The 7,671-nt window shown below is 65.4% G+C and carries 7 protein-coding genes and 1 pseudogene; all 8 read right to left on the bottom strand.

The features are described from left to right. Positions 1–2: 2 nt before the first annotated feature. Positions 3–668, bottom strand: a complete 666-nt coding sequence (locus ACFE99_RS02880) for an SRPBCC family protein (RefSeq protein WP_375482239.1) — start codon at positions 666–668, stop codon at positions 3–5. After that, positions 649–2,385, bottom strand: a complete 1,737-nt coding sequence (locus tag ACFE99_RS02885) for a thiamine pyrophosphate-binding protein (RefSeq protein WP_375482241.1) — start codon at positions 2,383–2,385, stop codon at positions 649–651. The genes ACFE99_RS02880 and ACFE99_RS02885 overlap by 20 nt, the downstream gene beginning before the upstream one ends. A gap of 76 nt (positions 2,386–2,461) precedes the next feature. After that, complete coding sequence (locus tag ACFE99_RS02890) at positions 2,462–3,214, bottom strand: anti-sigma factor family protein (protein WP_375482243.1); 753 nt, start codon at positions 3,212–3,214, stop codon at positions 2,462–2,464. A gap of 70 nt (positions 3,215–3,284) precedes the next feature. Beyond that, a complete protein-coding gene (locus ACFE99_RS02895; protein ID WP_375482245.1) occupies positions 3,285–3,812 on the bottom strand; it encodes a sigma-70 family RNA polymerase sigma factor in 528 nt (175 codons plus the stop codon). Positions 3,813–3,980: 168 nt separating this feature from the next. Further along, complete coding sequence (locus ACFE99_RS02900; protein WP_375482247.1) at positions 3,981–5,321, bottom strand: FAD-binding oxidoreductase; 1,341 nt, start codon at positions 5,319–5,321, stop codon at positions 3,981–3,983. 14 nt (positions 5,322–5,335) lie between these two features. Then, on the bottom strand, positions 5,336–6,517 hold the full coding sequence (locus tag ACFE99_RS02905; protein WP_375482249.1) for a flavin-containing monooxygenase: 1,182 nt from the start codon (positions 6,515–6,517) through the stop codon (positions 5,336–5,338). 76 nt (positions 6,518–6,593) lie between these two features. Then, positions 6,594–6,791: pseudogene (locus tag ACFE99_RS02910) on the bottom strand (sigma factor-like helix-turn-helix DNA-binding protein); the annotation flags it as partial. Positions 6,792–6,947: 156 nt separating this feature from the next. Then, on the bottom strand, positions 6,948–7,671 hold a 724-nt coding region (gene map / locus ACFE99_RS02915; RefSeq protein WP_375482251.1), incomplete at its 5' end, for a type I methionyl aminopeptidase.

The following is a 7,671-nucleotide window of genomic DNA, read 5'->3' on the forward strand; positions in this document are numbered from 1 at the left end:
GCTCATCTCATCCAGGCCGGCGTGATCGGCAGGCCGTTGCGGTGGCGGTATTCGGCGATTGTCTTGAGGTTGTTCAGCTCCAGCGCATGACCAGCGCCGAAGAGGTTCCAGAAGTCGCCGACCCAACCGGTACGCTGCGGTGGGGCGGCTTCGGGGTACGGGTTGTGGTCGTAGAACGGGTGACGGCAATTGGTCCACAGCACAACGGAACCGGGCTTGTTGAGCACCACCTGCGCGTCCAGAACCCGCATCACATAAATCATCCACAGGTGCTTGCCCTGATCCCATGCGCAGTGGTAGTCGACGGTACGGGCTTCGGCGTTGGACACGGTGCGGGTATAGATCTTGGTGTCCGGAAGCAACCGGTCATAGGCCAGCCAGAGCCCGGGCTCGTCGGTCGTGGTGAAGCCACGCAGGGTATAGGTCCACTCTTCGAGGCTGCGGGTGTCGGACAAGTATTTGAACAGCTCGTCGGGCGGGCAGGCGACGTAGTCGTTCACCGTGCAGTACTGGCCGAAGACCTCTTCGTGCGGGTACACCGAGCGCATCTTCGCCATGAACATCGGCGCGGTCTGCTCCAGGGGTGCGGTCTCGATGCGGACCACTCCCTCGATGGGTTCGGTACTACCGGTATGAACGCGGATGTCGTCAAGCGCTGGCAGGGACATAGGATCGATGCTCCTCATCTGAGATGTGTTGGTGGGAAAGCTGTTTGGGAGACCGTTGGTTCACGAACGCCGCGAATGGCGGAATCTCGTCGGCGGAGCACTCGATGCTGACCACTGACGGGCCGTCGACAGCCAGTGCCCGTTCCAGTGCTGCGGGCAGTGCGCCGATGTCGGCGACATCCGTTGACGGGAGCTCGGGGAACATCGCCGCCAGTCCGGCGCCCAGCCGGCTTGGACCGAACCGGTTGTAGCTGTAGAGGTCGTCGTAGAACAGTTGCTCGCGGGTCACGCACATGGCGTGGGCGTTGTTGTTGAACAACACGAACGTCACCGGAAGCCGGTAGTGCACCGCGGTGTGTATCTCCATGCCGTGCATGAAGAACGCGCCGTCCCCGGCGATGACGACGGTGCGCCGAGCGCGGCCGAACGCCATCCCGATGCCGGCGCCGAAGCTGTACCCCATGCCGCCCATGCCGAGCGCGACGGCAAACCGGCCGCCGCGGCGGGCAGGTAGATAGTGAATCGCGGCCGCACCGGTGTTTCCGGCGTCGACCACGATGTCGACACCGGCGGGCAGCGCGGCGTCCAGCAGGGCCATCGCGGGGCGGTAGCGCACGCCCGGACCGTCGAAGTCCGGTGGCCGCAGTTCGGTGCGCGGGATGACGTCAGGCACCCGCAGGCCGGTCGGGCGTCCTGGCCCGGACAACGCGCGGGTCAGCATGGCCAGCGATGCGCGCAGATTGTCGGTGTGCACGTGGGTGCAGGGGAGGTAGGGCGCGGCCGATCCGATCGAGACCGTGGGCACCGCCGCCAGTGCGTCGTCGAGACCGGCACGCGCGGTGACCGTGAGCCGGGTTCCCACCACCAGGCACAAGCCACTGCCGGCCACTGCCTCGGCAACGCCCGGATGCCCCATCACGCCGGTCACTCCCAGCGCCGACGACGATCCAAATCCCGGTGTGCCGGCGACATCCTTGGCGTCGGGCACACATGCCACCCGGGCGCGCAACAGGGCGCGCAGCTCCTCGAGTTCGCTTCGCGCGTCGTCGCGGGCCACTTGCTCGCCGGCGATGATCGTGACCGGTCCGTGGGCGCGGTGCAGCGCGCGCACGATCGGATGCGGGTCGCCGATCCGGGGAACAGCCGATTCGATGTCGCTCGCGGGGTGCAGGTGGTAGCCGTTGACGCCTATCAGCGCCTGCTGAATATCCTTGGGCAGCAACAATACTGCTGGACCACCGGTTCGTGCCGCCGCAATGGCGGCGGGCAGCGCTGAAGTGATGTCGGAGGGCGTCAGAACCCGTCGGCAAAACACCGATACCGCCGAAAACAGCGCCTCGGCATCCAGCGAACCGTTGCGCCCACTGGTGTCCTGAAAGCTGCCGCGGCCGTCCATTGTGGTCGGCGGCTGGCCCACCAGCGCCAACACCGGCACCCGACTGGCCAGCGATTCCCCCAGCCCCGGAACGAGATTCAGCGAACCGCCACCCGAGGTCGCAGCGACCACACCCAGGCCGGCGCCGCTTCGGCTGTAACCGTCGGCCATGGTCGCCGCCGAAAACTCATGCTTGGCCAAAACGGCCGTGATGTCGGGCCGGAAATATGCAGCGTCGTAAAGGTCTTCGATGTTGGCACCGTCGACGCCGAAGATATGGCTGATTCCACTTTTGGCGAGGTGCTCGACAATACGGTCGACCACCCGGTGCTGCCTGGCCATCTGTTCACCTATCTACGTGTGACGATGCCAGTAACACGACTCCTGAGTAGCTTTAGTTCACTTTTGGGCACAACTTCTACAGCGAGCGCTGCAGCAGCACCCGGCCGTTGTCGGCAGAAACCACTTGCACCGCGGCGATTTGATCAACCGGCGTCGAAATGCTGGCAGCAGGCGTCGCGGTGTGGCCAGGCTCGGCCACCCAGGTCGCCAGCTGGGTGCGGCTGCCGTCGCGGCCGACCACAACCATCGCCAGCGTGTCGTGGTGAGCATTCACAGGCGCCAGGCACACGCACTTCATGTTGATATAGGTTCCCCAGCGCTGGCCGCTGACCGACACCGTCGAGGTCAGTGCGGCAGTCCCCACCTGCGCCATCGGCGCCGCCGATGCGCTCGTTTGCGGCGACGCGGGTCCGGATGTCGGCAAATGGCCTTGAACGCCGACCAGCACACCGATCGCCAGCACTGCGGCCGCGGCGGCGCTGGCCGTCCACGTCAGCAGGTGTGACCGGCGCCGCCGCCAGCGCACCTTGCCCAGCAACGACGGCAGCATCTCCGGTGGCAGCGTGGTGTCTTCGGCCGTGTCGTCGCCCTCGGCGATCGCCGCCACCGTGTCACGGTCGAGCCGCGACAGCAAAGCCGGCATCCCACTCAGTTCGGCGACGGCTTCCCGGCATGACACGCAGTGGGCCATGTGGGCCTCAAACGCCCGCCGGTCGTCGTATGACAGTGACCCCAGCACGTAGGCGGCGTCCCACATCGCGTACTCGTGGTCGTCGTCCCTGGGTGGTCCATCATCAAGCGGCCTTCCTGACCGCCATAGTGACGTCATGGTGTCACCGAATTTACCTGCGCAGACAGATATTCGGCGCCGACGGCCGCGCGGATGGCATATTGAGCCATCATCGTGTAACCCCCATTTCTTGCAGTGTAAGCCGGAGTGCCCGCATGGCGTAGTGCAGCCGCGACTTGACGGTGCCTTCGGCGATGCCGAGATCGGCCGCGATCTGTGCGGTAGTCCAGCCCTGGTAGTACGCCCGCTGAACCACTGCGCGATGTTGTGCGGACAGTTGCGCCATCGCGTCGCCGATCAACAACCGGTCCAGTGCGGTGTTGACCTCATCCGGAGCGGCTTGTTCGGGCGTGGAGTCCAACGAACCGACTTCGGAGCGGAAGCGGGCGCTGCGGCTCTCGTCGATGATCATGTTGCGGGCCACGGTGAACAGCCAGGCCCTGGCTGACCGCTCGGTGTCGCCGATGACCTCTGGATGTTGCCACGCCCGTAGCAGTGTCTCTTGAACCACATCCTCGGCACGGGTCCGGTTACCGGTGAGCCGGAGTGCGTAACGCCACAAAGCCGGGGCATGCTCGTCGTAGAGTGCCTTCATCAGCGCAGCTTCGGGAGCCGCGGCGCTGGTGACAGTAGGCACTCGATTCACCTCCTGCTGGTTATACGAATGAAACGCCTGTTCGGTTCACGAGCGGCCCAGTGGTCGCGGTTAGCTGAGAGGCAAGATATGAGGCTCGTCCTCGGTGGCCACAGCGGTGTGTTACCAGTGTGCGCCACATGCAGCGCCGACGGTAGTGCGGCAACCGGGTCAGAGGCCGCCCATCCAGCTGTGGAATCGACGATCCGGGTCGTAGGCCGAGCGCACCTTGTCAAGGCGCGCCATGTTCGATTCCGTGATGAATCGCGCGGGACGCCGGCACAGATTCTCGTCGGCGAGCGAGATGCCGGTCGCCAAGTGGGACATCGCGGCCATGTTAGACGCGGCCCAGTTGCGATACCGTTCGTCGTCGGCCGGGTCCTGCCAAATGGTGTAGAGCGCAAAGTAGATTTCGTCCTCCAGGCCGTAAACCATGTCGGCGCGCTCCGGTGACGTTTTCCATCCGGTGAAGATGAAGTGCGAGGGGTGCGGTGGCATGGTTTCGATGATTTTGCGGATGCCCGGCAGCAGTTCTTCGGCGGACGCCGAGGTAAACATGCTGTCCGCGATGTAGCGGTAACCCTTGGGATAACTAGCCATCACGGCGGCATACCAATTGGCCAAAGTTGTCGGCGCGTAGGGAAGACTGACGATCGCATGATCGATGACCGGGCAAGTGCCCAGTGGAGCAAGGGCTTTCACTGCCTCGGCTTCTGAATCGGCGAAGACCGGCGCGGCGATCGTGATGCCAGGCTGGTTGAGCCCCGCTGCGGGAAGGCTGCGCGCGGTGTGGATTTGCAGTTCGACTCGGTCGTCGATCTCGGAGCTGATCGAGCGCCCCCAGCTGAACACCTCGTCGGCGACGTCGATCGGGTACATGTACAGACAGGTGCCCCAGACCGCCGGGCGCGGGTACACGCGCAGTTTGAAAGACGTGACGACACCGAAGAAGCCCGGCCCCGATCCGCGGGCTGCCCAATACAGGTCAGGATGGTTTTCAGCGTCGCAATCAATCAGTTCGCCGTCGGCGGTGACGACTTCTAGTCCGAGCACACTTTCGCAGGCCGGTCCCAGCACCGGACTGTTCCAGCCGTATCCGCCTTGCAGGAGGTAGCCCCCGAGGCAGATGCCTTCGCAATGGCCGGCGGGAAAGAAGAGACCTTGGGCGTCCAGTTGGGACGCGAAGACACTGGCCACCTTGCCGGGGCCGGCGTCGGCGGTCATCCGATCCGGGTCGACGGTGCAGTGATCGAGGCGGCTGACGTCGAGCAGCAGGCCGCCGTCGCGCAGATGACTGGCCGACCAACTGTGCCCGCCCGAACGGACGCCGACTTGATGTCCGTTGGTCCGCGCATAGCGGATCGCCGCCACCACGTCGTCGGCGTCGTGCGCCTGCACGATCACGTCCGGAAAACGGTCTGGCAACAGGCCATTCCATACCGTTTGCCGGCGGGCCGTTTCGTATCCTTCGGCGCCGCGGAAGAAAGTCTTCGTTGCGGAAAGTAAAACCATTGCGTCCCTTTGGTTTAACCCGACACCAGGTGTTCAACGTGGCTGCCTTGTGGCCGTTTCAGGTAGGCGGCGACTTCCCGGGCCAAAGGCGTAGCGGCCAGCCGGATCGCCCGCAGCGGGCCATTGGGCGGAATGCCGTACCCGATTGCGAACATTCCCTCGCCGAGGTGCGAGGCAAAGCCGCCGCGCGGGTTGCCGTGCTCGTCGAGAATGCCTAGATGCCCGACCAAACCGTCGAGATCGCTGCGAAATCCGGTGGCCGCGATGATCACCTGCGGCGCTATCGACGCGCCGTCGGCCAGGATCACCCGGTCGGCTTCGACGGCCGTGACCGCATCGACGACCGCGACGCGTCCACGCCGCACGACCTCGATGAGCTCGTCGGCCAGCGTCGGAATGCGGCCCCGCGTTTCTACCGTCGCCTTCAGCCCGAGCGGCGGCCGGTGCAAGCCGTAGGCGGACAGGTCACCCCACATCAGGCGGTTGATGCGGGTGATCAGCGGGTCGACCATGCGCGACGGGACCCGCGCGAACAGCTCAAGGAAGATATCGGACGGAAACGGTCCGATGGCGCGCCGCACCAGGTGCGGCGGTGTGCGCACCGCAAGCCAGATGCGGCGCGCACCGTCGTCGGCGAGCTGGACGGCGATGTCGGCGGCCGAATTTCCGGCGCCGACGACCAGGACGTCGCGATCACGGTAGGGCCAAGCGTTGGTGAAGTTCCCGGAATGAACGATCTCGCCGTTGAAGCGGTCGAGCCCAGGCCACCCAGGGACAGCGGGTACAGCGTAGTTCCCGGTAGCGAGAACGATTGTCGGTGTTCGGATTTCACCTGCACATGTCTCGAGTTGCCAGACACCGGCGGTGCGGTCGACGCGGTGAACTTCACACCCCAGCACGAGCGTGATGTTCTGCCGCTGAACGTAGCGATCGAAATAGCGGACCATGTCTTCCTTGGTCGGCCAGCGGCCGGCGCTTAGCGGAATCCGTTGTCCGGGAAGGTGTGACAAGAACCCGTTCGTGTTGAGGCGGAAGTTGTCATAGCGGGTGCGCCACGAAATCGCCGGCGCGGCGGCACGATCGAGAACGAGCGCTTTGATGCCGTGGTGATGGTCGAGTTCGCGTGCCACAGCCAGACCGGCGGGCCCCGCCCCGATGACAACAGCGTCGGGGGCCTCCGGGAGCTGGGTGGTCATCCACTGTCTCCCGTCGTGTTCTGCGTTGCGTGGACCTCGGGTATGGGCAGTAACACGAAGCAGTACCGCCTGCGGTTCATGCGGTCAGGCCCATCTCCTCCAACATTTGGCGAAGTACGCGCAGCGCCTCGTGCAGCCGCGATTTCACCGCACGTTCGGCGATCTCCAGATCGGCGGCGATTTGCTGGGTGGTGCGGCCCTCGTAGTACGAGCGGTGGACAACCGCGCGATGTTCGGCGGAGAGCTGGGCCAGTGCATCACCGACCAACATCTGAATTTGGTCACCCGCCAACCGGAGCACGCAGCGCTGCAAGGCTCGCGCGTGCTCCTGCGAGAACATCCGCGTCTCGCCGGCTTCCGGAATGTCCATCACCAGCCTTCCGGTGGTGACACGACTCATGCGCCCGATTGGTTCAGGGCGCAGCCACGGTCAATCGGCGGTCAGGATGCGCGGCCCGTCGTCGGTCACCGCCACGGTGTGCTCCCAGTGCGCCGCACGGGACCCGTCGGCGGTAGTGACCGTCCACTGGTCGTCGAGTACCAGGGTTTTTCTGGTTCCCAGGGTCAGCATCGGTTCGATCGCCAGCACCGAACCCGGGGCCAGCAGCGGGCCGCGGCCGGGAGATCCTTCGTTGGGCAGGAAGGGATTCATGTGCATGTGCCGGCCGATGCCGTGACCGCCGTACCCCTCGACGATCCCGAAGCTGCGGCCATAGCGGGCCTCGGCGGCGTGGGTACCGATTTCGATGGCATGCGATACGTCGGTCAACCGGTTGCCGGGTGTCATCGCGGCGATGCCGGCTTCCAGCGATTCCTTGGTCGCCGCCGACAAAGCTTCGTCGGCGGGATCCAGCGTCCCGACCCCGAAGGTGACCGCCGCGTCCCCGTGCCAGCCGTCGAGGACCGCCCCGCAGTCGATGGACACCAGATCACCAGGCGACAGGATCTCCCCAGCGGAGGGAATCCCATGCACCACCCGGTCGTTGACCGACGCGCAGATCGACGCTGGATACCCGTGGTAGCCCAGAAACGACGGCGTGGCGCCGGCGTCGCGGATCACCGCTTCGGCGATGCGGTCGAGACTCAAGGTAGACACTCCCGGCGCTGCGGCCGCTTGGACCGCCCGCAGCGCGGCGGCCACCACGGCCCCGGCC

The organism is uncultured Mycobacterium sp. (assembly GCF_964249325.1).
Taxonomy (GTDB): Bacteria; Actinomycetota; Actinomycetes; order Mycobacteriales; family Mycobacteriaceae; genus Mycobacterium.